At 30.4% G+C, this 23,919-nt stretch carries 19 protein-coding genes; 9 read left to right on the forward strand and 10 right to left on the reverse strand.

What is annotated here, in order from left to right; translation table 11 throughout:
* Positions 1 to 5: 5 nt before the first annotated feature.
* The gene (locus A7L45_RS18335; protein ID WP_216102189.1) at positions 6 to 1,640 is read right to left on the reverse strand and encodes a glycoside hydrolase family 43 protein; all 1,635 of its coding nucleotides are present in this window, start codon (positions 1,638 to 1,640) and stop codon (positions 6 to 8) included.
* A gap of 165 nt (positions 1,641 to 1,805) precedes the next feature.
* Between A7L45_RS18335 and A7L45_RS18340 the strand changes: the two genes are divergently transcribed.
* On the forward strand, positions 1,806 to 2,741 hold the full coding sequence (locus A7L45_RS18340; RefSeq protein WP_071614121.1) for an ArsR/SmtB family transcription factor: 936 nt from the start codon (positions 1,806 to 1,808) through the stop codon (positions 2,739 to 2,741).
* A gap of 93 nt (positions 2,742 to 2,834) precedes the next feature.
* Positions 2,835 to 3,737, forward strand: coding sequence for an ArsR/SmtB family transcription factor (locus A7L45_RS18345; RefSeq protein WP_071614122.1), 903 nt, complete (start codon positions 2,835 to 2,837; stop codon positions 3,735 to 3,737).
* Between the two features lie 23 nt (positions 3,738 to 3,760).
* Here the strand turns inward: A7L45_RS18345 and A7L45_RS18350 are convergent, their stop codons facing one another.
* On the reverse strand, positions 3,761 to 4,018 hold the full coding sequence (locus A7L45_RS18350) for a DUF6171 family protein (RefSeq protein WP_071614123.1): 258 nt from the start codon (positions 4,016 to 4,018) through the stop codon (positions 3,761 to 3,763).
* 4 nt (positions 4,019 to 4,022) lie between these two features.
* The gene (locus tag A7L45_RS18355) at positions 4,023 to 5,513 is read right to left on the reverse strand and encodes an alpha-N-arabinofuranosidase (RefSeq protein ID WP_071614124.1); all 1,491 of its coding nucleotides are present in this window, start codon (positions 5,511 to 5,513) and stop codon (positions 4,023 to 4,025) included.
* Between the two features lie 455 nt (positions 5,514 to 5,968).
* Between A7L45_RS18355 and A7L45_RS18360 the strand changes: the two genes are divergently transcribed.
* The 4 genes from A7L45_RS18360 to A7L45_RS18375 all read left to right on the forward strand — a co-directional run bounded on the left by A7L45_RS18360 (position 5,969) and on the right by A7L45_RS18375 (position 10,198).
* The gene (locus A7L45_RS18360) at positions 5,969 to 7,297 is read left to right on the forward strand and encodes an ABC transporter substrate-binding protein (RefSeq protein ID WP_071614125.1); all 1,329 of its coding nucleotides are present in this window, start codon (positions 5,969 to 5,971) and stop codon (positions 7,295 to 7,297) included.
* 100 nt (positions 7,298 to 7,397) lie between these two features.
* The gene (locus A7L45_RS18365; RefSeq protein ID WP_338132990.1) at positions 7,398 to 8,309 is read left to right on the forward strand and encodes a carbohydrate ABC transporter permease; all 912 of its coding nucleotides are present in this window, start codon (positions 7,398 to 7,400) and stop codon (positions 8,307 to 8,309) included.
* Between the two features lie 2 nt (positions 8,310 to 8,311).
* Positions 8,312 to 9,205, forward strand: a complete 894-nt coding sequence (locus A7L45_RS18370; protein ID WP_084647512.1) for a carbohydrate ABC transporter permease — start codon at positions 8,312 to 8,314, stop codon at positions 9,203 to 9,205.
* A gap of 30 nt (positions 9,206 to 9,235) precedes the next feature.
* Positions 9,236 to 10,198: a glycoside hydrolase family 43 protein gene (locus tag A7L45_RS18375; RefSeq protein ID WP_071614126.1), complete on the forward strand. Its 963-nt coding sequence runs from the start codon at positions 9,236 to 9,238 to the stop codon at positions 10,196 to 10,198.
* Positions 10,199 to 10,327: 129 nt separating this feature from the next.
* Here the strand turns inward: A7L45_RS18375 and A7L45_RS18380 are convergent, their stop codons facing one another.
* The gene (locus A7L45_RS18380) at positions 10,328 to 11,704 is read right to left on the reverse strand and encodes an MFS transporter (RefSeq protein WP_071614127.1); all 1,377 of its coding nucleotides are present in this window, start codon (positions 11,702 to 11,704) and stop codon (positions 10,328 to 10,330) included.
* A gap of 77 nt (positions 11,705 to 11,781) precedes the next feature.
* Positions 11,782 to 13,764: a glycoside hydrolase family 127 protein gene (locus A7L45_RS18385; protein WP_071614128.1), complete on the reverse strand. Its 1,983-nt coding sequence runs from the start codon at positions 13,762 to 13,764 to the stop codon at positions 11,782 to 11,784.
* Between the two features lie 199 nt (positions 13,765 to 13,963).
* Between A7L45_RS18385 and A7L45_RS18390 the strand changes: the two genes are divergently transcribed.
* Positions 13,964 to 14,902: an AraC family transcriptional regulator gene (locus A7L45_RS18390; protein WP_071614129.1), complete on the forward strand. Its 939-nt coding sequence runs from the start codon at positions 13,964 to 13,966 to the stop codon at positions 14,900 to 14,902.
* Between the two features lie 260 nt (positions 14,903 to 15,162).
* On the opposite strand, the gene pepF is transcribed toward A7L45_RS18390, so the two are convergent.
* From pepF to A7L45_RS18405, 3 genes are all read right to left on the reverse strand, one after another.
* Positions 15,163 to 16,962, reverse strand: a complete 1,800-nt coding sequence (gene pepF / locus A7L45_RS18395) for an oligoendopeptidase F (protein WP_071614130.1) — start codon at positions 16,960 to 16,962, stop codon at positions 15,163 to 15,165.
* Between the two features lie 494 nt (positions 16,963 to 17,456).
* Positions 17,457 to 18,386 carry an alpha/beta hydrolase gene (locus A7L45_RS18400; RefSeq protein WP_071614131.1) on the reverse strand — a complete coding sequence of 310 codons (930 nt, stop codon included), beginning with the start codon at positions 18,384 to 18,386 and terminating at the stop codon, positions 17,457 to 17,459.
* A gap of 430 nt (positions 18,387 to 18,816) precedes the next feature.
* Positions 18,817 to 19,179, reverse strand: a complete 363-nt coding sequence (locus A7L45_RS18405) for a hypothetical protein (protein WP_071614132.1) — start codon at positions 19,177 to 19,179, stop codon at positions 18,817 to 18,819.
* A gap of 190 nt (positions 19,180 to 19,369) precedes the next feature.
* Here A7L45_RS18405 and A7L45_RS18410 point away from each other — a divergent pair, with 190 nt between their 5' ends.
* Positions 19,370 to 19,972, forward strand: coding sequence for a flavin reductase family protein (locus tag A7L45_RS18410; RefSeq protein ID WP_071614133.1), 603 nt, complete (start codon positions 19,370 to 19,372; stop codon positions 19,970 to 19,972).
* Positions 19,973 to 20,008: 36 nt separating this feature from the next.
* Here the strand turns inward: A7L45_RS18410 and A7L45_RS18415 are convergent, their stop codons facing one another.
* Entirely contained in the window at positions 20,009 to 21,016 is a 1,008-nt protein-coding gene (locus A7L45_RS18415; RefSeq protein WP_084647513.1) for an SPFH domain-containing protein, read from the reverse strand.
* A gap of 30 nt (positions 21,017 to 21,046) precedes the next feature.
* A complete protein-coding gene (locus tag A7L45_RS18420) occupies positions 21,047 to 21,475 on the reverse strand; it encodes an NfeD family protein (RefSeq protein ID WP_071614135.1) in 429 nt (142 codons plus the stop codon).
* 506 nt (positions 21,476 to 21,981) lie between these two features.
* Here A7L45_RS18420 and A7L45_RS18425 point away from each other — a divergent pair.
* The gene (locus tag A7L45_RS18425) at positions 21,982 to 23,892 is read left to right on the forward strand and encodes an NAD(+) synthase (protein ID WP_071614136.1); all 1,911 of its coding nucleotides are present in this window, start codon (positions 21,982 to 21,984) and stop codon (positions 23,890 to 23,892) included.
* Positions 23,893 to 23,919 lie beyond the last annotated feature (27 nt).

The following is a 23,919-nucleotide window of genomic DNA, read 5'->3' on the forward strand; positions in this document are numbered from 1 at the left end:
AGAACTTACTCTGGTTGATATTTAAAATTATCAAAATCAGCAAAGCAAGCATTCTTTTTTTCTAAATTATTGACTGCAAGTCCTATAAAATTTCCTGTATAACCTCCTGATAAAAAACTGATATCTTCCTTTACTAAAAATTCTTTTGTTTCTTGATCTTCCACACTAAATTGTGCATTAATTCCATTTACTTTAATATAAAGTTTTACTTTCTTACCAGTTACAGGTAATTTAACTGGTAAGATAGAAAAATCATCTTTTACCGCCTTCATTACCTGAACAATAATCCCCTTTTCTTCGTCATAAGAAAGATATAAATAAATATAATTCATTGTATCTAAATATAATATCATCCCTGCTAATTGTAGGTGATTTGTAGGATTAAAAGTAATTACAGTCTCTGCACTAAAATTAATATCACTCTGACGTATTGCAATGATATGTTGATCAAAAGTACTCTGAGGTGATTCAGCACCAGTTATACGTATTATGGATTTATCTGAAAGTTTGTTAAGCCAGCTACTGTTTGGAAATATTCTCAGAGTACTCCATTCACTATTTAAATTTTTTTTGTCAAAATCATCAAAGAATTTATTATCCTTTTTTTTAATAATTCCATTAAAACTCTTTGGAAGTTCAACATCTGTAGCAGGCGAATGTCCACCTTGAATAAGTCTGAGCCACCCATCCTTTGACCAAATAACTTTTTGCAATGCAGTCTCCCTTCCAAGGATAGGATATTTGCCCATTATAGGTCTAGTACACAAATGAGCTAAATACCACTCGTGTTCATCTGTTTCCACTAAGCTAGCATGTCCTGCACATTTAAGATATAAATTATGATTATCTCTAGAAGTTAACATAGGATTCTTAGGATCTAATTCATAAGGGCCAGTAATATTCTTTGATCGAACTACCGTAACCATATGACCCTCACCAGTTCCCCCTTCAGCTGTTAATAAATAGTAGTACTCTTTATGTTTATATATCTGTGGTGCTTCTGTTTTTCCATATTCTGTTCCATCAAAAATTTTATATGGTTTCCCAATCAATTCTTTTTTTTCATAATCAAATTTTTGAATAATAATACCAGCAGATTTATTATGTGTATTTAAACGATAATCCCATATTTCATTTGCTAACCACTTTTCACCATTTTCATCGTGAAATAAAGATGGATCAAATCCAGAACTATTTAAATAAATTGGATTGCTCCAAGGTCCTTTAATATCTTTTGATGTAATTAAGTAATTATTCACATCTTTAAATGGAACTTTTGTACTTTTGACATCTGTATATACAAGGTAGAATGTATCCTCGCAGTAACTTATATGAGGTGCCCATATACTGCATCCTGTAGGATTACCTTGCAGGTTAACTAATTCTTTATTTATTAATACTGATGTACAATAATTCCAATTCACTAAATCATTAGATTCGTAAACTCTTATCCCCGGTAACCACTCAAACGTAGAAACAACAATATAATAAATTCCCTTTGCTTTTAATATACAAGGATCTGGATTAAATCCCTCAAGAATTGGATTATGAATAGATTTCATAACTATTACTCCCTTTATTAAATATTCTTTTCTTGCAAACTCTAAATTATTTATAAGTATTATACCATTAGATACCATTTATTCTATCCTATAATTCGAATCTAGTTTAAATAGTTACTAAATGACTAATTCATTATTTAAATAGTTCCTTCATTTTAAAAAAGTCTAAAATAGTTATATAATTTTCAATACATATATTATATAATATATGTATTGAATGAATTCATAAAGGAGACCTAAATAATGATACATATTAAAAACCTTGAAGATAGTTTGCCAATATTTAAAGCACTTAGTTCAGATGTAAGAATTCAAATTCTTAATCTTTTATCAGAATATAAGCAACTTAACATGAATGATATCGCTAAAAAATTAAAGCTTTCTAATGGAGCAATCACTATGCATATTAGAAAATTAGAAGAATGTGGAATCATTAAAATTAATATTTTAACCGCTAAACATGGGATTCAAAAAATATGTTATTTACATGAAGATAAATTTATTATAGATATTGGTAAACAAGATATGGATAACTCATATGAATTAGAAATTGGAATTGGACAATATTCTTTTTACGAAATACAACCAACTTGTGGAATAGCTACAAAAGATAGTTTGATAGGAGAAGTGGATAATCCAAGTTATTTTGCTGACCCTGATAGAATCAATGCTGATATTTTATGGTTTTCAAAAGGTGCAATAGAATATAGAATACCTAATTATCTAAAACCTTCACAAGTATTTTCAGAAATTCAAATCTCTATGGAAATAAGTTCCGAGGCACCTGGTAATTGTAGTTTATGGCCTTCTGATATTTACTTTAACCTAAATGATATTTATCTAGGCAGTTGGACAAGTCCTGGCGACTATGCTGATACAAAAGGAATTTTAACACCTACCTGGTGGTTCTCTAATTGGAATCAATATGGTTTATTAAAATTATTGTCCATTAATAAATTTGGAACTTTTATTGATGGACTTAAAATCTCAGATACAGATTTAAATGATATTAATTTAAATTACAAAAGCGATTTATCATTTAAATTATCTATTCCAGAAGATGCTAAGAATAAGGGCGGTTTAACTTTATTTGGTAAGAACTTTGGCAATTACAATCAAGGAATAAATATAAGAGTAGTGTATGAACAAAACCTAATAGATGAAACCATAACAAAATAATCATAAAATAAATGTTTAAATATTTAATTACTTTACAATCATAATTAACAAGTTCATAATTATGTTAATCATTAAATAGTGAAAGGAATAATTATGAAAATCGATATAAGCGAAAAATGGCTTCCTGTCTACGAAGCGTTAGATAGTTCTGTACGAATTAAGATTATTAATCTTCTTTCCGAACTACCCTTAAATATAAAAGAAATTGCTAGCAAACTAGAACTTAGCAGTGCAATTATTACTATGCACATTAATAAATTAGAAAAAGCTGGAATCGTTAAAGGTGAACGTACCAAAAGTAAGGGTGGCGTCCAGAAAATATGCTCTTTACTTTTAGATGGTATAATAATAGATTTTCCGAGAAAAACCCAGAAGCGATTAAACCATCATGAATATATCGTTCTGGTAGGTCAATATACTGATTTTGAAATCACACCAACATGTGGTCTTGCAACTACTGAAAAAATTATAGGTTATTTTGATGATACAAGATCTTTTTTAGATTCACAAAGAGTAGCTGCAAAAATTCTATGGTTTACTCAGGGTTTTGTTGAATATAAATTGCCTAATTATCTCTTAACAACGCAAAATCCTAGTGAACTTGAAATATCTATGGAAATTGGCTCAGAAGCACCCGGTGCAAACAAAAATTGGCCATCTGATATCTCTTTTGTAATGAACGGAATTAAAATTGGAGAGTGGACTAGTCCTGGCGACTTCGCTGATGTAAAAGGAAAATATACTCCAAACTGGTGGAACAGCGATATAAATCAATACGGGATGCTAAAAATCATTAAAATAAATGATAAAGGTTCTTTTATTGATGGAGAAAAAATTTCAGATATTAAATTATCTGATATAAATATTAGGAGCAAACAATGGAAATTAAGATTAGAAGTGGCAGCAGATGCTAAGCATATAGGCGGTCTAACGGTTTTTGGAAGTGGTTTTGGGAACTACGATCAAGATTTAATCTTTAGACTATATTATACATAATAAAACAGGAATGAAGTGAAACTTCATTCCCATTTTGATTTTTGAGGATAAGGGCAGCTAGATTCCATTAATTTCGCCTTTATTTGTACAATACAACCACACTGAAGGCATGTTGTACCATATTCTAGATAATTGCAATTAAAGCAAATATGCAAACGTTTTTCATAAGTTTCCTGATCAATAAGCTTAAATTGATTGCCACTTACAATTATATTTAACATATCATCAATATCATTTTCAGAAACTCTCACACTCGCGGAGCAAGCTTTACATTTTATCATCTTATTACTCTACATTAAGTACAACAACTGACATTTTAGGCATAACTATTGAAAGTTTATTATTTTGAATTGTAAACGCCTTGAATTCTTTTGGAACAACTTTATTTGGATCTGTAAAGCTGTTGTATGCATTCATTTCATCAGCTGCAAGTATGGTTCCAGATACTTTTGAGTAGACTAGTCCTCTTAATTCAGTAGTCACTTCAATTTCATCATTAGGGCTTAAATTGCATAAAGATACATGGGTGATTCCCTTGTCGTCAATTGAAGCTGACACATTTAACTCAGGCAAAGATTTATCCCCATTCACATAATCTTCGCATTCTAGTGATGTAGACAAAAGCTCAGCATCTTGATGTACCTTGTACATTTTAAATATATGGTATGTTGGCGTTAATACTATTTTATCCCCCTGCGTTAATATCATAGCTTGTAGAACATTTACCATTTGAGCAATATTTGCCATCTGCACTCTATCGCAATGGTTATTAAATATATTAAGACCAACTCCTGCAACTAGAGCATCTCTTAAGGTGTTTTGTTGATAAAGGAAGCCAGGATTTGTACCAGGTTCCACATTAAACCAAGTTCCCCATTCATCTACTATTAATCCTACACGTTTGTCTGGATCGTATTTATCCATAATAGTACTGTGTTTAATTATAAGTTCTTCCATATATAATATTTTTTCCATAGTTTTAAACCATAATGTCTCATCAAATACTGTTGCGAAGCCCTTATTATCGAAACCGAAAGGCATTGTATAATAATGGAGACTCAATCCATCCATAAGACTAGAAGATTCTCTCATCAATACTTCTGTCCAATTATAATCACTAGCATTGGGACCACCAGCTATTTTAAAAAGCTTATTTCCCTGATAATTTCTTGCGTAGGTAGAATATCTCCTGTATAGATCTGAATAATATTCTGGTCTCATATTTCCACCGCAGCCCCAATTCTCATTACCAACACCGAAGTATTTTAGTTTCCAAGGTTTTTCGTGTCCATTTGCCGCTCTAAGCTCTGCCATTGGTGACACACCATCAAATGTCATATATTCCACCCATTCACTCATTTCTTGAACAGTGCCACTTCCAACATTTCCACAAATATAAGGCTCTGTTTCAAGTTGCTCACATAGCTCAAAAAATTCATGGGTTCCAAAATTGTTGTTTTCAACTACACCACCCCAATGAGTATTAATCATTTTAGGACGACACTCAGGTTTACCTATGCCATTCTTCCAATGATACTCATCAGCAAAACATCCACCTGGCCATCTTAATACGGGTATTTTAAGTTCTTTTAAAGCCTGGACTACATCATTACGAATTCCATTTGTATTTTGAATAGGTGAATCTTTTCCAACCCAAAGTCCCTCATATATGCATCTACCTAAGTGCTCGGAGAACTGACCATAAATATTCTTGTTAATTTTACCCTTCTTAACATCAGCATTAATAATGATTTTAGCCTTTTTTAAATTGGCCATTATTACACCCTCCTTTAGTGATTAATAATAAGATTAATATATTAACATTAGTATTAATTGTATTATAAGTTCTTTTGTATATAAGGTCAACAATAAAATACATATAAGTAAAATTATATTTTTTTGCACAAATAATGAAGACTAGTTTATAAAAATATGAAACATTTAATTAAAATTAAAAAAATTATTGACTTTTAAAGTAAATAATACCATACTATAGTTATAAAACAATTAATATAAACATAAAACTATTAATATATAATATTCTTGATTTTAAAATATATTAGTAGTTAATTCGCTTTATGATAACGTTTCCTAATTACTCTTAATGAAATTGAAATGTTATGAAAATTTCTATTTCCATTGCATTACAATATAAAATTATTCTTTATTAAAGGAGGAAATAGAAGGATCAATTTAAATGCTCTATTTAATACATTTAGGAGGGGGATTTTATGAAAAAAAGAATTAGTCTTATGCTTATTTCACTGATTACAGCTACAATGGTTTTAGGTGGTTGTGGTAGTAAATCTTCAACTGCAACAAATGGTCAAAGTACTAAATCCGGAGAAGTAACAAAATTAAATTTATGGACATTTATTGGGTTACATTCTAATTTATACAATGATGCTGCTAAGAGTTGGAATAAAGCCCATCCAGATCAACCTATTGAGTTAAAAGTAACTACTTATCCTTATACTGATATGCATAACAAATTATTGGTCGCAGTTAAATCAGGAGTTGGAGCTCCAGATATTGCTGATATCGAGGTTGGTCAGTTTCCAAACTTTACAAAAGGAACCCCACAATTAGCAGATTTAAGTGATATTGTAGCCCCTGAGAAAGCTAATTTTATACAATCACGTTTAGATTTATATAGCAAAGGCGGAAAAGTGTACGGTTTACCTACACATGTAGGAACTACTGTTGCTTTCTACAATAAGGAACTTTTTAAAAAAGCAGGTGTTGCTTATACAAAAATCAAAACATGGGATGACTATACAGCTGCTGGTAAAATTATAAAAGCAAAAACAGGAAAATACATGGGATATCTTTCACAGACTGCAAATTGGGAGTTTAGCTTAATGGTGGGACAACAGGGTTCAGATGTCTTTGATAAAAGTGGAAACGTCACTTTGGATAATCCAGTAGCAGTAAAGTCACTACAACTACTTCATGATATGGTATTTACAGATAAAATTGCTGCAATATCTCCTGGTGGACAACCTGATACTGAAGAAGGTTATGGAGCTTTTAATAAAGGTGGAGCTGCTTCGGTTATAATGCCATTCTGGTATACAAGTAGATTTTTAGCTAATATGCCTGATCTAAAAGGTAAAATAGCAATACAAGCACCTCCAGTATTTGCAACTGGAAATAAAAATCTATCTGTTGGATTAGGTGGAACAGGAACAGCAGTACCAGTTCAAGGTAAAAATGTTGAACTTGCAAAGAAGTTTTTGTTCTTCGCAAAAGGAACTGAAAAAGCTAGTGAGAACATTTGGAATCTAGAAGGTTTTGATCCACCTAGATGGGATTCATGGAAGAAAATAAGTGCAAATATTGGTGATACCAAGTTTACACAGTATTTCTCAAATGGTAAAGATGCCTTTAATGTTCTTTTACCATTAAAAGATTCAATAGCTACTCCAGTAAGTATTGAAAAAAGCCCTAATGCTGGAACCCTATTAGATACTCAAGTATTATTTAAAGTATTAAAACAAAATTCAGCTACGCCACAGGCCGCTTTAAAAGCAGCAGCAGATGAGCTACGTAAAAAATAAAAAAACTGCTGCAAATAAAATTAGTCACCTATAAATTATTAGAGATGCAATTGTTTATGTGATTTGCATCTCCTAATATTTAAATTGGAGGGGAATCTACTTGGAAAAAAAGCAAAACATGATTGTTAATAAGTTTTTATATTCTTCAAAGTATGCTCCATATGTTTTTGTGTTACCTTTTATTCTTTCATTTTTCATATTCTTTTTTTATCCAATAATAAGCACATGCATTATGAGTTTTCAAGATGTTGTTGGTGTTGGTCAAAATAAGTTTATTGGTTTAAAAAACTATAAAGATTTACTTAATGTTCATTTCTATACTGCTGTTTGGAATAGTGTACGATATTGTTTTTGGACTTTATTACTTTTGATACCCATACCTATAGTTTTAGCCGTGTTTTTGAATTCAAAAGCATTAGTAGCTAAAAAGTTTTTTAGAGCTACCATTTTCATGCCCGCTATCACCTCAGTTGTTGTTGCAGGTATTGTTTTTAGATTAATTTTTGGAGAAACTCCAGGTGCACCACTAAATACAATTTTAGGCGTTTTTGGTATAAATCCAATAGAATGGCTACGTAATGAAAATACGGCAATGCCTTTATTAGTATTACTCGCAATGTGGCGTTGGACCGGGATAAATATTATATATTTCTTATCTGGTTTACAAAATATACCTACAGAACTATATGAATCAGCCGAAATTGATGGTGCAAATGTTTTTAATAAATTTAGATATGTAACAGTACCTCTTTTAAAACCAATAATTATTTATGTTTTAACAATAAGTATCTACGGCGGATTATCAATGTTTACTGAAAGTTTTGTTTTTTGGCAGAATCATTCACAAAATGATTCTGGATTAACAATTGTAGGTTACTTGTATCAGCAAGGTTTTGAAAATGGCAATTTAGGCTTTGCTTCTGCTACTGGATTAGTATTACTTCTTATTGTAATAACTTTAAATTTATTCCAACTAAAATTTTTTGGAATATTTAAAAAGGAGGATGCATAGTCATGTCAAAAACTGAAAGTGTACTTATAACAAAACCTAAAAATGTAAAAGCAAAATCTAAAGTAAAATATTCTCATAAAGGATTTTTAATGGTTATTCTTTTTATCATTATAGCCATTTTCGCATTACTCCCTTTTTATGCAATGCTACTGGCTTCATTTAAACCTGCTACAGAGTTATTTCGTTATGGCTTAAATTTAAAATTAGACTTTAGTATTATGAGTATAAAGAATTATATTCCTTTATTTACTGACGGCAGTATTTTATTTTTAACATGGTTTAAAAATAGTGTACTAATCACTTTAATAAGTACAGTATTCTCGCTGTTATTCTCTTCTATGGTAGGTTATGCAATCGCAGTATATGATTTTAAATTTAAAAATACAATATTTGTATTAATATTGTTTATGATGATGATCCCTGTGGAAATTTTGATACTTCCATTATATAAATTAACGGTTACACTTCATATTATAAATACCTATAGTGGAATAATACTACCTTTCCTAGTCTCAGCTTCTTCGATATTCTTTTTCAGGCAGTTTGCTTCAGGAATACCAAAGGACTTTATGGATGCTGCTAGAATTGATGGGTGTACTGAATATGGGATATTTTTTAGAATTATGATACCTTTAATGAAACCAGCTTTTGGTGCCATGACAATCTTATCAGCCTTGTCAAGTTGGAATGGTTTTATATGGCCTTTAATTCAAATGAGAACAGATGATATGTTTACACTTCCTGTAGGCTTAATGTCATTAATGACACCTTATGGGAATAACTATAGTGCTGTATTATCTGGATCTGTATTATCGGTATTACCAATTATAATTATATTTTTACTCTTTCAGGATTCTTTCATTGAAGGATTAACTGCTGGCGGAGTAAAAGGTTAGATAAATCTATTTTAAATCGAGGAGAATATTATGTCAATAAGTCAAGAATATAAAAATCCAATAGTACGACAAGCAGCTGATCCATTTGTATATAAACACTCTGATGGATATTACTATTTCACAGCATCCGTTCCTGAATATGACAGAATCGAAATAAGAAGAGCTAAGACCATTGAGCAATTAGGCTCAATATTGCCTACTGTAGTTTGGCGCAAACATATGGATGGGGAAATGAGCGCATATATATGGGCACCAGAAATACACTTTATAGATGATAAATGGTATATATACTTTGCAGCAGCAAAAGTTAATGATCCTAAAAAGGACATGTTTGATCATAGAATATATGTACTTGAAAACTTGTCACCTAACCCACTAGAAGGACATTGGTTAGAAAAAGGGCAACTTAAGACTAATTATGAATCATTTGCTTTAGATGCTACAACCTTTCAACATAACGGAGTAAGATATCTGGTTTGGCCTCAAAATGATCCTAATATAAAAGGAAACTCTAATTTATATATTGCAAAGTTAAGCAATCCATGGACTATTAGTGGTAAACAGGTAATGATTTCAAAACCTGAATATCCATGGGAATGCATAGGTTTTTCTGTAAACGAAGGACCAGCAGTAATCAAGAAAAATGGGAAGATATTTATTAGCTACTCCGCAAGTGCTACAGACTATAATTATTGTATTGGCCTTTTAACTGCAGACGATACAAATGACTTGTTAAACCCATTGTCTTGGAGTAAATCATCAGTTCCAGTATTTACTACAAGTTATGAAAATAATCAGTATGGACCAGGTCATAATAGTTTCACTGTTTCAGAGGATAATCAAACAGATATTCTGATTTATCATGCTAGAAATTATAAGGAAATAGACGGGAATTCTCTTGATGATCCTAACCGACATGCAAGAGCACAGAAACTAACCTGGAATGATGATGGAACTCCTCATTTTGGTAGACCAGTAGCAGATTTTAACTGATCGAATTAGTTCCATTACTGCTAAAAACTTCAGAGAGAAATCTCTGAAGTTTTTATTATGTTGGATAATTTTATTTGTATATACTAATAACCTTTAGTTAAATAACAAATCAATATTTACTCAATATTCTTAAACGTGTAGCATTCTTCTTTTCTCCAACTCTTTACTAATTTGAGCCTCACCTTTTTCATATTTTCCGTAAAATATCATAGGTATAGTAGCTAGGACAAATAGCATGGCAGGAACCCATATAAAACTAAACTGAATTCCAAATAAAGAAGAGGTTGATTGAACTTTATTCGCTACATATCCAAAAGAAGACATGATTTGTGCTGGGATAAATCCGCCGATACCACTACCAGCCTTAATACAAAATGCACTACCTATTGAGGACAAGAAACCACTAGCTCTTATTCCTGTTTTCCATTCTCCAAAATCTACAGTATCTGCAAGCATTGCGAAAGGCATAGAACATGCTACTCCAGATCCTATAGAACCGATTACATAGAATGTAATAACAGCACTTACGTTATGGGATGCAACCATCAGTAATATATTAGCAATAGCGGCCACTAAAAGAGCACCAATCATTACAGATCTTTTGTTTGATAGCTTAACCATAAAAGGTATAAGTATCATACCTGCGACTGTTAATACGGACAAAGACCCAACTATAGAAACTAAGTATTTCATATGTAGATTATACTCAAAATAATATATTAATGAGGATGATCTTACATTATTACCAATCCAGAAAATTAAATTAGCAGTAACTAGTAGAATCCAAGGCCAGTTCCCTTTTGCAGCACTTATACTTTTTTTAATAGGAATTGATTTTAATTCACTGACATGGTTTTCTCTTAAGTTAACAAAAGCTGTTAAAAACATTATTATAGCGACTATACCAAAGATTCCAAGGGTTAACGAAAATCCTTTTTTGTCATTGCCAGCGCCTAAAATCGCTACTAATGGTAAAACAAGATTAGTAAAAAGAACGCCTATATTTCCTCCAACCATTCTATACGAATTTAAAACCACCCTTTCTTCTGAGCTTCTAGATAAATTAGGCAATATAGCCGTTATTGGAGCACTAATACCTGTATAACAAACACCTGCAAGAATATATGTTACTACTGCATATACTATTTTCCATGTACCAGCTAAATTAGGAGTAGTAAAAGTAAGCCAAGTAAAAAATGCAAAAGGAACGCATAACCATAGGAAATATGGTCTACTCTGTCCCCACTTTGTGTGTGTATGATCTATTAAAAATCCCCATACAGGAGCATCAACAGCATCAACTAATCTAGTTGCTAAAAGTAATGTCCCCGCAACAGCAATACTTAATCCAAATACATCTGTAAAGAAATATAATAAGTAAGTACTTATTACTACATATAACAAGTTACCTCCGCAATCAGTTAGTGCGTAACTAAGCCTTTGATAAAAAGGTAATCTATTAGTTTTTTTAGGTAATGGTTTACTTTTTTCAATATTAACATTCATAATGGTCCCCCCATTGCAATAGCTGTCATTATGATGGCAACTATTACATTTTATAATTTTATATAATTGTTAAAAATCTATAAATCTTTGTTTATAAATACCCTCATTTCACCTACAGATCGGTTAGCCCAACTATAATATGGAACAAATGTAATTTCACACGCCTCATATATAGGACTTTTTTTATCACTTCTATATAGTTGTCCCTCCCAACTATCATCTATAATTAGTTTTTTAGCTTTGCTTTTAATTTTACCAACGCCCCCAAGGAGTTTAGAATCAAATTCATATTCATACCTAGAAGATTTAAGTAGTTTAATTAAATGCAAATTTTCACCATTATCTACTTGCTCTAAGCAGTATATAAAAGGTCCCCTTTGAATTGCAACTTTACCTAAATCATCTTTAATATTTGGATTTGCTACTATTTCTTGGATTTCCATATCTAGCTGGATTTCTATTGTATCAAATGTATTCCACTCTCTTAAAATAGAGATATAACCATTTACAATTTTATATTCCGCTTTTTCATCGTTAACTTTAACAGAATACGAATAACACCAATCAGGTATTCTAAAAGCCATACTAAAATTACTTGATTTCTCAATATTTAAAGAAAACTTAATATCGCCAGCCCATGGGTAGTTTGTCTCTTGTTTAATAGAAACTTTATTATTATTTATTAAGATATCAACTTCATTAGACATATATAAATGTGTATATATTGTGTTATTAAGGTTGGTATAAATGTACTTACCTAAAGAAGTCAATGTTCTTGCAAGGTTAGGAGGACAACATGCACATCCAAACCATTCTGATCTAGTTACCTTTACATGACTTTTGCCTGGATCATTTTTACTAGCTACTGGATCAACTTCTAAGGGGTTTACATAAAAGAAATGTTTTCCATCAAGTGCCATTCCACTAATAGTAGAATTATATAAACTTCTTTCCATAACATTTCCATATAAACTTAGCGGTTCGTTTTTAAGCATATTAAAAGCAAAGAATATTAATCCCACCGATGCACAAGTTTCACAATACATTGTGTCATTAGGCAAATCATAGTCAAAAGTGAAGGCTTCCCCTATTACAGTCGAACCAATACCTCCTGTTATATACATTCGTTTACTAGTAATATTATTCCATAATTTTGTGCACGCTTCTAGCATTTCTTTATCATTCGTTAAATAAGCTATATCTGCCATAGCTGTGCACATATACATAAGTCTAACCGAATGTCCTTCAGCAGTTTCTTGCTTAAGAATTGGTTGATGCACTTGAAAATACTTCTGAGGTAATTTTCCCATTCCTGGAAGTATAAAAGTTTTATTATTATCATCTTTTAATTGATCTTTAAGAAAATTACTATCTTTACCCCTTTCATATAAAAAGTATTTACTTAATTCCAAGTATTTTTTATCTTTAGTTACTGAGTATAGTTTTGCTAAACCAATTTCTACTTCTTCATGACCGTCATATCCATGAATCTTGCCCTCTTCTGGGCCAAAATATCTATTAATACAATCAGCTAAATTACAAGCAATATCTATTATCTTTCTTTTTCCTGTAACACTATAATAAGCAGCTGCTGCTTCCATAAAATGACCTGCGCAATATAATTCGTGACTTTCTAGTAGACGTTTAAACATTCTTTCCTTATCATCAATAGTAAAATAAGTATCTAAATATCCATCCTTTTGTTGAGCGAGTCCTATCAAGTCTATAACGCCATCAGCTATGTTTTCAAGTTCAGAGTTACTATCATTAATCAAAGAATATGAAACAGCCTCTAGCCATTTATAAACATCACTATCTTGAAAAACATAGCCATAATGATGACCACTTTTTAGTCCCGCTGCAATTTTAAAATTTTCAATTGCATGACTTTTTTCAATTGGAATATTCTCATCATCTCGCTCAGCATCAATTTTTATATTAGCCTCATCATTAAGCACATTCCATTGATATGGAATCATTTCATCTTTAACCAATCTTATATACTTAGACCAAAAATCATCTGTAATAATAATATCTTTTATGTTTATCTCATTTTGCATTTATTAAACTCCTCCTATATCAATATTTAAGGTATGGTAAATACGACAATCAGTGTCCTTTCTTAGCACCAATTGACATAAGCTTTTTATGGAAGTATAATGTTGATTGTTATTATATGATTGATTTATACGCTAATTATAAATCGATTACATTTATCTAACAACTAATAAAATCGTACTTTTGGTGGTGAAATCAGATATGCTCTATTTTAAGACAAATGTAAGTGTACCTCTCTCTTATTACAAATCTGGTCAATTTATATGCGAAAAAAATTGGCAGCATAAATCTTTTATTCTAGAAAATGACTATGAAATTATCATTGGAATTAAAGGAATCATTTATATTAAACAAAATGAGGATAAGTATGAAGTAAATCCAGGTGATGTTTTATTTTTACTCCCAGGTATGTTACATTCCGGATATGCACCCTCAGATGAGGGTAGTAGTTTTTACTGGCTTCATTTTTTATGTACTTCAAATGAGATAATATTAACTAAATCTGAGATCTATCAAGAAATCATTTCAATATTAAATACGGAAAGTTTACATGAAGATATTTTATTGCCAACTTTTTTATCATTAATTGATACTGGAAAAGTGTTCATTTACATAAAACAAATTTTACATATAGCTAATTCACTGTATTATACACATTTATCAACTGATTATTTAGTATCTGAACTTGCCATAGAATTAACTCAACAATTTATAAACTCATTTAGTTTGTCAGTAACAAAAGAAAATTCAGTAAATAAAAGATTTTTTCAAATATTAGAATGGATAAGAGTAAATGTTACTAAAGACATATCTGTGCAAATGGTAGCTAAGAAGTCTAATTTTAGTGCCGATCATCTAACGAGATTATTCAAAAAACATATTGGAATGAGTACTCTTCAATATATAAATAGTATTAAGATAAATAAAGCAAAAGAACTATTATTGAACTCAGAAAAAAGCATTAAAGAAATCTCTTATACTTTATGTTTTAAAGATGATAAATATTTCATGAAATTATTTAAGAAATATGAAGGAATAACTCCGACTCAATATAGAGACGCATACCCTAAAACTTATATTAACACAGATTCATCTGATCCACTCATCCCTTTGCCTAGTTATTTATCACATAATAAGTAAAACAAATGTCTTATGACTCTACTATACAATCAAGTAACCGTCTATATTTCACCCTCTTCATAAGTAGTTGCAATATAAAATAACCTATAGAATAGACAGTGTAAAGTCTACCTATAGGCTAATTTATGTTAAGTTGAATGCTAAACTTTGAATTTAAGTAGTTCCCCATAATATTCTGCGAAAATAGTATTATTAAATTCATTATAAAAATTGCATTTGAACGAGCTTTAGCAATTATAGTAATATATACTGCCCCTTTGTTACATTTCTTTCTCGAGCATCCCTAATAATTCATCAAATCTTTTTATAGTATCTTCTAAAGGTTTTGGTGATGACATATCTACCCCTGCCTTTTTAAGTATATTTATTGGATAATCACTTCCACCACTCTTTAAGAAACCTATATATCTTTCTACAGCACTTGCTCCCTCGTTAGTTATCATTTTACTGAAAGAATTAGCAGCTGCAAAACCTGTAGTATATTGGTATACATAAAAATCATTATAAAAATGAGGAATTCTTGACCATTCCATATCTATTCCTGCATCCACTACCATATCAGGTCCAAAATATTTCACATTTAAATCATGATAAATTTTACATAAGTCCTCTGGAGACAACGGATTACCCTGTTCAATCTTTTCATGCGTTACCTTTTCGAATTCTGCAAACATGCACTGTCTAAATACTGTAGTTCTTATTCCCTCTAATTGTTGATTTATTAGGAATAATTTCTTTTTTTTATCATTCTCATTTTTAATTTGATAATCTATTAATAAACATTCATTAGTTATAGATGCAACCTCTGCGCAAAATAACTCATACCCTGAATATATATATGGTTGAGTCTTTCTTGAATAATATGAATGAATAGAGTGTCCCATTTCGTGAACAAGCGTGGATACATCATTTAATTGATAATTATAATTCAAAAGCACGTATGGCATACTATCAAAACAGCCCCAAGAATACGCTCCTGAGCGTTTACCTTTATTTTGGAATACATCTACCCATCCCTCATTAATGCCTTCTTTGAAGATGTCTAAATACTCTTGTCCTAGTGGTTTAATACCCTCGAGTGCTATTTTAACTGCGTCTTCATATTCAATATGATTTTCCTCTGCATCAATTATAGGCACATATAAATCGTACATATGCATTTCATCAAGCCCTAGAAGCTTCTTCTTAATGCTTACATACCTATGAAGAGAGGATAAATTGTTATTTATAGTATCAACTACATTATCGTAAACCTCCACTGGAATATTATTAGGTTTTAAAGAACTTTCAAGTGCACATGAATAATTTCTTGTTTTTGCATTAAATATAAAGTTCTTTATCGAAGATGTTAAAGATGCTGTTAAAGTATTACTAAATCCTTTATATGTTGAAAATAATGTTTCAAAAGCATCTTTTCTTACCCTTCTATCCTTTGATTTTATAAAATTGCTATAGTTCCCTTCAGTTAATTCGACCTCATTACCCTTTTCATCCTTTATACACGGAAATGTCATGTCTGCATTTGTAAGCATTCCAAATATATTTCCTGGCGCACTTAAACAATCACTAACAGACGCCAAAAGCTTTTCTGCCTCTGCACTTAGTGTATGGTCCTTTTGACTTATAATATCTGATAAATAAAATTTATATAGTTTAAGCTTTGGAACCTTAACTATTGCCTCATCAACTGCTCTCTCAGGTAATGATAATAACTCAGGAATAAAAAATGCAGTTGCACTAGAAACTTCTGCGCCATATGTATCAATCTTATTCTTAAGAACTTGAAATTCAGCCTTGCCTGTATCCTCGTCTCCTCTTAAATGTGCATACACAAGCAATTTATCTAAAAGTCTTTCAATTTCTACGTTGCTTTCTAAAAATGATAATAACTCCTCAGGGATACTTAGTTTACCTGAGAATTTTTTCATATTTGGTACTTTAGCCTTTAGTATTTCAAAATCCTTTTCCCAGACTGACGAATTCTCATATATTTTTTCAACATTCCACTTATACTTACTATCGACTTGATCTCTCGTTTTAAGTTTTTGTACTTCACTCACTAAAATTTCCCTCTTTCATTTTTTGAATTAAAACTAACTTTGGTAGATTAATCTATATAAAATAAAAAACAACATAATATATTTATATTATCCTATAATTGAAAAAATAACCATACACTAGTAAACTATAATAATAACTTGTTGCTTATTTCCACTCACACAACAACTATATTTATAAATTTTTTTATTTTTTTATATTTAATATTGATCTGTAATATTTATACAGTATAATGCTTTTGCTGTTTTTATCATCATACTATGATAAAATAATAAAAGGTTGTTCTGTTTTTTGTACAAGCCATCAAAATTAGTCACTGATATATTACATATATTCTCTTTTTCTTAGATTATACTAACAAAAGTACATGTTTGAGCGCATGCGAGTTTGTACTTTTTAGTAGCTGCAAACAAAATAGATTTTAGAATTACTTAGCGAAGTGAAAGCATTGGAGCAATATATACTTTTAGTTAAAGCATAATCTATGAAAAAGTGCTTAGATTAAATGTGCATTAATCCATTTTATTATATCATTAGTTACTTCATCTTTATTGATTTCATGAAGCATTTCATGGCGTCCATCTTTATAAAGTTTATAAGTCAGATCCCGAGCGCCATGTTTCTCATAAGTCTTAGAAAGTTTTAAAGCCCCTTTCCCATTTTTTCCTACAGGGTCCTTATCTCCTCCAAAAATATATATAGGTAAATTATTAGGAATATTTTTAATCTCCCTCGCATTTGCTGCACTCTTAAGTCCACTTAAAAAATCATAGAAAAAGCCCGCTGTAAAAATCGCGCCACAGTATGGATTTTCTATATATTTATCCACTTCTTTGTTGTCCCTACTTAGCCAATCAAAGAGTGTTCTATTTGGTTTAAAAAAATTATTATTACTTCCAAAAATCAATTTATTTAAATTAATGCTTTTAGCATTTCTTCCCTTTCTTATAATTTCCACTTTTGATGCTATTCTTCCTATATCAACAATAATCCCCCGCTTGCCGCAAGTCCCGGTAAGAATAGCACCCTTTAATTCATTTCCATATAAACAAATATATCTTTGTGTTAAGAAGGATCCCATACTATGCCCGAATAAAAATATAGGTAAAATCATATTTTCTTCTTTAATAATATTATTTAATCTACGCATGTCCTCAACCATTGAATTAAAGCCATCCTCACCTAATTCTCCTAAAATCTCTAGTTTACCCGCAGTTTCCCCATGACCCCTATGATCATTAGCATAAACAATAAATCCATTTCGTGTTAAATTGCTTGCAAAATCTTCATACCTAGATGCTGTTTCCGCCATTCCATGTGCTAATTGAACCACACCCTTAACCTTCATATCCACATCCGGCATCCATTTGTATACAAATATTTCTAAACCATCCTTACCCTCAAACGTAAAATTTTCTGATATCATACTCTCCCCCCTATTATTTTATTCTTACATTAAATAATATTTTTATGTTGAGAAATAACTCTGCAAAGTAAAAATTACTTTTTCATGAATTGTTCTAACAAAAGTATATGTTGTGTAGAATGTATTTGAACTAGCCTAGTAATTCTTAATTTATTTAGCGAAGTGAAAGCATTAGAGCAATATATGCTTTTAGTTATAGCATAATCTATGAAAAAGATTATATTATACTTTTAAATACAAAAAAGCCACACTAATTAAATCTACTACTTAATAGACTTGATAGTGTGGCTCTCATTTTTTTTAGCCATATTTCATGTTTCATATTTACTCTCAATAAAATTATATCACTAAAATACATATTTGAAAAGTAATATTACACAATTCTGAAAATTAATATTACATTAAACTATCTTTTTAAACATATTCATCCTTATTTCTCTAAGACCTTATATTCAACCTCTATATATTTATCCTCATCATAAAATTCATCAGTTTGTCCATAAATCTTAACGTTTGTATTTATCGCATTTTCAGCAATATATTTTGCAGTATGCACCGTAACATCAATGGTTTTATCTATTAGAACCGCTGTTACTGCTCCTGCTATTTTAGAAGTTTTCGAAGCTACCCTACCAAGTATAACACTATACTTCTTCGTATTTTTAGCCAATTTATCCTTACCTGAAATTCCTGCAATAGAAGATATGACATTTCCTGTTAGTTCAATACCCAATTCTGCAGTATTACCAACTAATTTTGAAGCATCATATACCACTTTTCCAATAATTGTCATAAAATCACCACACCTATATTAATACTCTTATAATTATTATACCATATTATTATAGAATTATTACTAATCTATTTGGTAAAAATTATAAAGTCTTTTTAACAAACATTCAAGACTATATAAATCTTTTAAGATATTGTATAATATATAATGTTATATAAAAACAAGAGACAAAATATAGAGGTGAAAATACATGATAAAAACCATATTTAAAGGTAGCGCAATGTTAAATCCCGTTCCCGTAGTATTAATTACATCAAAAAATAAAGAAGGTAAAATAAATGTTTTTACAGTAGCGTGGATAGGAATGGCTTGTACAAAACCGCCGATGATAACTGTAGCTATAAGGCCTGAGAGACTTTCCTATGATTACATAAAAGAAAGTGGTGACTTTGTAGTAAATCTGCCTACATCAAAAATGACTCGTGAAGTTGATTATTGCGGAGTCCGTTCTGGTAAACAAGTAGATAAGATCCATGAGATGAACTTCACTATGGACAACGCAAAAGATGTCATAGCACCAATAATATCTGATTGCCCCATATCTTTAGAGTGCAAAGTTAAAAGCATTACCCCTTTGGGTACACATGATTTATTTTTAGCTGAAATAGTAAATACTCATGTTGATAATACTTTAATAGATGATCTTGGAAAAATACACTTTGAAATGGCAGACCTCATTACTTATTCTCATGGGGAATATTTTAGTGTTAATTCTAAACCTTTAGGTAAATTTGGTTACTCAGTTCAGAAAAAAACAAAACCAAAGAAAAGTAAACATAAAAATAAAGCCTGATTTCTCAGACTTTATTTTTATATCTATTTTTATTCATTATTTATTTGGCATTGATTTGTTTGGTATTGCTTTGTTTTGTATTTCTTTAGTAGGTATTACTTTATTTTCAGATTTCTTATCCATTCTTAACATTTCGCCTATTGCTGATATACTACCAAAACTTGATAATATTTCATTTGGAAGAATAAGCTTATTAGCTGGATTTTTAGACATTTCTGTAAGAGCTTCTATCTGTTTTAATGCTATTACAGTTTCATTTGTACCTGACTCAATTATTGCTGTATTCACTTTTCTTATAGCACCTGCTTCTGCAATTGCAATGGTCTCTATAGCCCTTGCTTTACCTTCTGCTTCTAAAAGTTGTGATTCTTTAAGTCCTTCTGCACGTCTAATATTTGCTTGCTTTTCAGCTTCAGCATTTAATATTTGAGCTTGCTTATGTCCTTCTGCTCTTTCAATTTGACTTTGTTTTTCGCCTTCTGCTGTAAGAATAAACGCTCTCTTATCTCTCTCTGCTCTCATTTGTTTTTCCATAGCTTGTTGAATCTCACTTGGTGGAACAATGTTTTTAATTTCTACAGATAAAATCTTTATTCCATAAGCATCTGTAATTTCATCAATTATTTCAAGAAGCTTAGAATTTATTCTATCTCTTCCTGATAATACATCATCGAGTGTCATGTCTCCAACAATATTTCTCATATTAGTAATAGTTGAATACACAATACCTGATTTATAATCCTCAATATTATACACTGCATCTCTTGAATTAATAACCTTATAAAATATAACATTATCAATTGATATATTTACATTATCTTTAGTTATAACATTCTGTGGTTGTATGTCGAGTATTTGTTGCTTAGTAGAAATTTTTCTTCTAACGAAATCTGCAAATACAATTGTAAAATGCCAACCTGGCTCTAATATCCTATGAAACTGACCAAATCTTTCTATTAGAACTACATACCCAGTATTAACAATCTTAATAGATGTTAAAATCATAACGACAATTAGTAACAATAAAATCAAACCTATAATCATAATAAATTCCTCCTAAAATTTTAATATAACTTATACTTTAGATATTAATAATTTATTTCCTTCAATACCAGTAACTTGAACTAAGTCACCTTTTTTTAAAGGTTCTCCACCATTTTTAACTGTCCAATAAATCCCTTGAAACTTAACATTTCCTTTTTCATCAATATCTTTTGTTAGTGTAAATTCTTGTCCCACATACCCTTCTTCCATAGTCAAAGTTTTTTTCACAGTTTTTTTTATGGTTTTCTTAACTATAGGATAACCTATAGACATAACCACTCCACTAATTGCTACAAAAACAATTATTTGCACAATTATCGGTGCACCGAGTCCAATAGAAAGAATTGCTCCAACTGCTCCTACAGCAAACCATACAAACATAAAACTACTAGTTGTAATATCAATGGCTAATGCCGCCACCGCAACCACTATCCAAAATACCATCGGCGTCCAGCTCATATTGTACCTCCTTAAAATCTAAAATATTATTAACTTTAACAGCTTATGTCATTATTAATTTATATCCCAATTATATAACTTTTATGAATTTTATAATACAACCTTATTATGTTTTTAAAGCAATATTATTACTATAGATTATTTATGAATAATATTCATTTTTTATAAACTAAATAAATGAATTTTTTATAATGCTATAATAACATTATATTGTATATACTAAACTTTATAAAGTTTTATTTTAATATATTGTACATTTCCATGTTCATTTTTGTCATTTTATTACCATCTACCCTATGTTTACTCTTATTTGCTCAATAATACGTTTCATGGTAATTTTTATTATAATTTCAAATAATTACTAATATTTTAACCATTAGTAAAATAATCATTGACCTTTCTACTAATGTATTCAAAATAATGATATAATTCTACTAAATATTTGTTATATAAAGCAATATTTGCATATACTATATTTGAAAACCAAAGAAAGGTCGTGAATTAATTTGAAAACTTCTTTTATAAAGGTTTCTGCCGCTTGTCCAATAGTAAATGTGGCAGATATAGAATTCAACTTAACTAACATACAAAAATGTATTAAACAGGCTTACGCAGAAAGATCAAAATTCATAGTTTTTCCAGAACTTTGTATAACGGCTTACACTTGTTCAGATTTATTTTCGCAACAGCGATTGTTAGAAAAATCTGAAGATGCAATTAAATCTCTATGTGAGTTTTCTGAAAATAAAGATATATTAATTGCTGTTGGCTCTCCATTATACTTTAATGATTGTCTATATAATTGCGCTTACATAATATTTAACGGAAAACTTCTAGGAATAGTGCCCAAAAGCTATATTCCTAATTATTCTGAGTTTTACGAAAAAAGATGGTTTGCAGAGGGCCTTGGCATAATAAACAAAACCGTAGATCTTTCTTTTGCTAGTGACATTCCTTTTGGAACAAACCTATTATTTACTTGTGACAACATTAAATTTGGTTTTGAAATTTGCGAAGATCTTTGGGTAACTATTCCTCCAAGTAGCTACTTGTCCCTTCAAGGTGCAAATATAATTGCCAACCTATCTGCATCTAATGAATTAGTTAGTAAAGCTGATTACAGAAAATCCTTAGTATCATCTCAAAGCGCAAGATGTATGTGTTCTTATTTATATGCATCCTCAGGTGTTTTTGAATCTTCTACAGATTTAGTTTTCAGTGGTCATCTTTTAATTGGTGAAAATGGTTTATTATTAAAAGAAAATAATAGATTTCAAAGAGAAAATGAAGTTATTACATCTATTATTGATATAAATAAGTTGAATAGTGAAAGAATGAAAAATACAAGTTTTAGAAATACTAATTCCATATGTCCTTTTGAAGTAAAAGAAATTTCTTTTCAATTTGAAAATATGGATTTTGGCATTTTTGATAGAGATATTGATAAATATCCTTTTGTTCCGTCGGATCAACTTAAACGTGAAGTACGCTGCGCAGAAATATTTAATATTCAATCTTCAGCTCTTGCTAAAAGATTTTCATTCACTGGACTTAATAAAGCAATAGTTGGAATTTCTGGAGGTCTTGATTCAACACTAGCCCTACTTGTTATAGTTAAAACCTTTGATAAACTAAAAATACCATTAAAAAACATTATAACTATAACTATGCCTGGTTTTGGGACTACAGATAGGACTTATTTGAATGCAGTAAATTTATGCAAAAATTTAGGTACTGATCTTAGAGAAATAAATATAGTTGACGCATGTCTTTTGCATTTTAAAGATATAGGTCATCCAGTAGGTAAACATGATGTGACTTATGAGAATGTTCAAGCAAGAGAAAGAACTCAAATTCTTATGGACCTTGCAAATAAGGAAGGTGGACTATTAATAGGTACAGGTGATTTATCAGAACTTGCTTTAGGTTGGTGCACATATAACGGAGATCATATGTCTATGTACTCTGTAAATTGTTCAATTCCTAAGACATTGGTTAGATATTTAGTCAAATATGTAGCAGATAAAGAATCGTCAAAAGAAGTCGCAGACATTCTTTTAGATATTCTTGATACCCCAGTAAGTCCTGAACTTATGCCTAAAGATAAAAGTGGAAAAATAACGCAAAAGACCGAAGACATAGTAGGACCCTATGTACTCCATGACTTCTTCCTTTATTATTTTATGAAGCAAGGAGCAACTCCTGAAAAAATATTATTTTTAGCAAAACAAGCATTTATTGGTGACTTTGAAGAAATCATAATAATTAAGTGGTTCGATAAATTTATAAAGAGATTTTTCACTCAACAATTTAAACGTTCAGCACTGCCTGATGGTCCAAAAGTGGGAACAATAAGTGTTTCTCCAAGGGGCGATCTTAGAATGCCATCAGACGCTAGTTATAATTCTTTCCTTTAATATCTATTCACACACAGAAAAAAATAT

Origin of the sequence: Clostridium estertheticum subsp. estertheticum (assembly GCF_001877035.1) — a bacterium.
Classification (GTDB): Bacteria; Bacillota; Clostridia; order Clostridiales; family Clostridiaceae; genus Clostridium_AD; species Clostridium_AD estertheticum.

Bases quoted from the DNA above. Each gene is read 5' to 3' on its own strand.
- A7L45_RS18410 (WP_071614133.1), top strand. From the start codon at position 19,370: ATGATAAAAACCATATTTAAAGGTAGCGCAATGTTAAATCCCGTTCCC.
- A7L45_RS18350 (WP_071614123.1), bottom strand. From the start codon at position 4,018: ATGATAAAATGTAAAGCTTGCTCCGCGAGTGTGAGAGTTTCTGAAAAT.
- A7L45_RS18385 (WP_071614128.1), bottom strand. From the start codon at position 13,764: ATGCAAAATGAGATAAACATAAAAGATATTATTATTACAGATGATTTT.
- A7L45_RS18335 (WP_216102189.1), bottom strand. From the start codon at position 1,640: ATGGTATCTAATGGTATAATACTTATAAATAATTTAGAGTTTGCAAGA.
- A7L45_RS18375 (WP_071614126.1), top strand. From the start codon at position 9,236: ATGTCAATAAGTCAAGAATATAAAAATCCAATAGTACGACAAGCAGCT.
- A7L45_RS18415 (WP_084647513.1), bottom strand. From the start codon at position 21,016: ATGATTATAGGTTTGATTTTATTGTTACTAATTGTCGTTATGATTTTA.
- A7L45_RS18340 (WP_071614121.1), top strand. From the start codon at position 1,806: ATGATACATATTAAAAACCTTGAAGATAGTTTGCCAATATTTAAAGCA.
- A7L45_RS18360 (WP_071614125.1), top strand. From the start codon at position 5,969: ATGAAAAAAAGAATTAGTCTTATGCTTATTTCACTGATTACAGCTACA.
- A7L45_RS18355 (WP_071614124.1), bottom strand. From the start codon at position 5,513: ATGGCCAATTTAAAAAAGGCTAAAATCATTATTAATGCTGATGTTAAG.
- A7L45_RS18345 (WP_071614122.1), top strand. From the start codon at position 2,835: ATGAAAATCGATATAAGCGAAAAATGGCTTCCTGTCTACGAAGCGTTA.
- A7L45_RS18380 (WP_071614127.1), bottom strand. From the start codon at position 11,704: ATGAATGTTAATATTGAAAAAAGTAAACCATTACCTAAAAAAACTAAT.
- A7L45_RS18390 (WP_071614129.1), top strand. From the start codon at position 13,964: ATGCTCTATTTTAAGACAAATGTAAGTGTACCTCTCTCTTATTACAAA.
- A7L45_RS18370 (WP_084647512.1), top strand. From the start codon at position 8,312: ATGTCAAAAACTGAAAGTGTACTTATAACAAAACCTAAAAATGTAAAA.
- A7L45_RS18405 (WP_071614132.1), bottom strand. From the start codon at position 19,179: ATGACAATTATTGGAAAAGTGGTATATGATGCTTCAAAATTAGTTGGT.
- A7L45_RS18400 (WP_071614131.1), bottom strand. From the start codon at position 18,386: ATGATATCAGAAAATTTTACGTTTGAGGGTAAGGATGGTTTAGAAATA.
- A7L45_RS18420 (WP_071614135.1), bottom strand. From the start codon at position 21,475: ATGAGCTGGACGCCGATGGTATTTTGGATAGTGGTTGCGGTGGCGGCA.